The organism is Ornithinimicrobium jinqii (assembly GCF_045032595.1).
Taxonomy (GTDB): Bacteria; Actinomycetota; Actinomycetes; order Actinomycetales; family Dermatophilaceae; genus Ornithinicoccus.
Genome location: NZ_JBJFZS010000055.1, coordinates 1 through 3,072, shown reverse-complemented (window position 1 = coordinate 3,072; position 3,072 = coordinate 1). Strand labels below are relative to the sequence as shown.

Genomic DNA, 3,072 nt, shown 5'->3' with positions numbered 1-3,072 from the left:
GGACCCCGGAGAACCGCAGACCGGCAGCGCCAGCCGGCGCTACCCCACGCCCACGCGCCGAATCCGGACGAGAACGACGATCACGCCCACGCCGAGCGCACCAGCCCCACCTCATGAAAGACCGGGGCTAGTGGCGTGGTGGGCTGTGCGGCCACGATGGTTCTCCCTCGTCGTCCGGTCAGAGGTAGCCCAGGGGCTGCTTTAGCAGCTCCCCGACCTTCTCTGCCGTGTGCTGGTCGATGTTTTGGTACTCCAGGTAGCGCTTGCCGAACGTGTTGTGGGGACCTTCAACGGGTCGTGGGAGAAAGCCGGTTCGGAGCACGAGAGAACGGGCGAGCAACGGCGTCAGCGAAGCGTCTCGAGACACCAGCAACGTAGACCGCGACATGTTCCGGTGCAGTAGAGGCCGGCTCACGGCTCCCTCGTAGGCAGCGTTCTGGAGAAGCAGGTAAGGCCCGAGCCTTCGGTCGACCTGGATGAGCGGCGCGTTGGGCCCCTCTCGCCAGGCGAACACAGGCTCACGACGCGTCGTAAAGCGGTACAAACCTCGAGGAAGCACGGACTGAGTTGGTTCCCAGTCTGACCGGGCACGCTCACGTACCATCGCCTGCTTGGAGGGCGGAACCTCGAATCGCTGCCCGATCTCTAGCCGCCCGTCGATGCCCGGCAGCATGTTCAGAAGGCTATCTCCCGAGGCATAGGTGGTACTGACACTCATGGCAGCCAGGCCCGACACGACTTCAGCCGTGTGTCGGGGATCCCACTCGAGGTAGATGGCAACCGGGCCTACCTGTTGGCCGTTCGGCCCAATCTGGGTGCGGTTGTGCACGACCATGTGAGCCAGAGCCGACTCCACAGCGGGGTCAGCCGACTCGCCCGTTGTGAGTGTCTTGAGCAAGGCTCCGGGCCGTGCTCCGCACAGGAGCGCGAGACCGCCACCCCGACGTAATACGTTTGCTACGGGGGGGCCCGTTCCCACCCTGGAGTGTCCATAGTCCACCTCGACGTGTCCCAAGTTCTGGAGGTGGAACAGGGCCAGCCGCCAGTCGCTGCCGTCGCCGTCGCCCCGGCGCGGTGCAAGCCAGCCCCAGGTCTCACGGATCCGGTCGGTGGACGTCGTGCCACTTTCGAGCTCGGAGAGCCACCGTAGGAGGTCGTCGAGGGCGTTTCCTCCGGCACTGTCTACTGCAAGGAGGTGGTGAGCCCCGGTCGCGGTGTGTTTTCCACTTGAGATCGGTGGGTGCTGCCCGGCGTACCGGGTGATCGCGGCGGTTAGGGCCTGGCTGCGGCGCCGCTCCGCGCTGTGAGGAATGCCGCGCCATGCGGTGAGGAGTTGGTACGCGAGGTCAGGACGCTCACGGTTCGGCGCGATCCCCGGTGGAGTCTGCAAGCCAGGTACCACCTCGACGGCGTCTACCCTGCCGGAGCGCAGATTTCGGAGCAGCACAAAGGCGGGAGTATCGTCCAGTCCGCGTACCACCGCAGGGATCTCCACAGCTACAGGTCGCAGATCTGCCTCCACTAACCACTGCGGTGCCCCCTCTACGACCTCGAGGATTCGACCACTCTCGGTCAGCACCAGGAGCTCCAGACCGGGCATGACCCTTAGCAGCGGCACCGGGAGCGGATCAACGCCCTGAACTAGCGCGCCCCTGACGGCCACCGCCCCCTGCTCCAGAGGTTGAGCGGTCGACGCGAATACCGTCGTCTTGTGCGCGGTGAAGTCCAGCTGGTGCCCCAGCTCCGAAGCGACGGGGAAGCTCCGGAAGCCGTCCTGAAGTGTGAACGACAGTCGCTCTTCGCCGGTCGCAACCAGATGCTCTCCGGTCTTCAGGCGTGTCTGGGGCAGCTCGACCACCCAGTCCTGCGGGGAGGAGTCGGTGTACGGCTTGCCGTCAAGGCGAATGTCCGTGTGCTGCACGCCGTCCTGCAGAAGGACGTCCGGGGCTCCACCGGTGAGGTACGCGCCCTGCGCTACCCGCAGCCCACCGTGTAGTCGCGATTGTGGCGGGGCCGTGGGGGTTGCTGTGCCCAGCACCCCGGCGTACCGACCGTTCACGGGCCCTGAGAACACGACCGGCGCAAGCCAAGACCAGCCGGCGACGGGTCCGGACCGGACTGCCGATCCCTGTGCCCCTGAGGCGTCCAGGGCCTCTCGTACGTTCGTCACTTCAGCGTTTGGTACAAGGAGGGAGTAACGCATCCCGATGGTTGGCACGCGCTCCTGCAGCAGCCCGCCGGCCTCCACTGACTCGGTCATGAGGTACAGCGGTTCGCCACCACCGCGCAGTACCAGACCGTCAGCCAACCTGATGGACTCACCAATGCTGAGCACTTGATCTGAGGGTCTCTCCACGGGCACAGTCACCAACCCGGTGGTCCGCTCGAGGACCATCGTTTCGTCTGCCACCTGGATGGTGACGCCCATAAGGTCGGCCGAAGGGTTCAGCGCCAGCGAAAAGGCTGCCCCCCACTCGTCGTACACGAGGAGGCCACGTGGCCGTCGCTCGCCACCGGCGCGGGCCACCTGACCCGTCCACGAATTGAGCTCTGACTCGAGCAGATCGGCCAGCACGTCGCGCGCAGCCTCGTCAGTGACCCTGGAGAGCAGAGGCCCGCCCTCCCTGCGGTGGAAGCCCAGCCAGGAGAGGAAGTCTTGGAGTAGCCGCACTCTCGGGATGTCGTCGCCTGGCCGGACTCCTCGATCCTCGAACCAGTCCTGCACCAGTAACCGGTCCTGCTGACGAAACAGACCTTGGCTGCGTGCCCAGCCCTGGTGCGTCCAATGGGGGTGGCTCCGGGCGGTGGGAGCGCCGTACCGTCGCCCTCCCTGCTGCAGCCACCGATTCCAGGATTGCCATAAGAAGGGCACGTGCTCGGCATAGTTTGGTGGGGCGGTAGGCAGCGCCTCACGACCGAGCAGATCGTTCTGCCGGCGGTAAACGGGCTCTTCACAGATCAGGGTGTAGGGAGGGCTGGCGCGTCGGTACCGGGATGAGTGTCGAGGCCTTCCGATGATGGGAGTTCTCACACAGCCCATCCGGAAGACCTCGACGTGCCTGACGCTACCTT

1 protein-coding gene is annotated in these 3,072 nt (G+C 65.7%); it reads right to left on the bottom strand.

The features are described from left to right. Window positions 1–178: 178 nt before the first annotated feature. The gene (locus ACI3ET_RS16240) at window positions 179–2,725 is read right to left on the bottom strand and encodes a hypothetical protein (protein ID WP_405034110.1); all 2,547 of its coding nucleotides are present in this window, start codon (window positions 2,723–2,725) and stop codon (window positions 179–181) included. Window positions 2,726–3,072 lie beyond the last annotated feature (347 nt).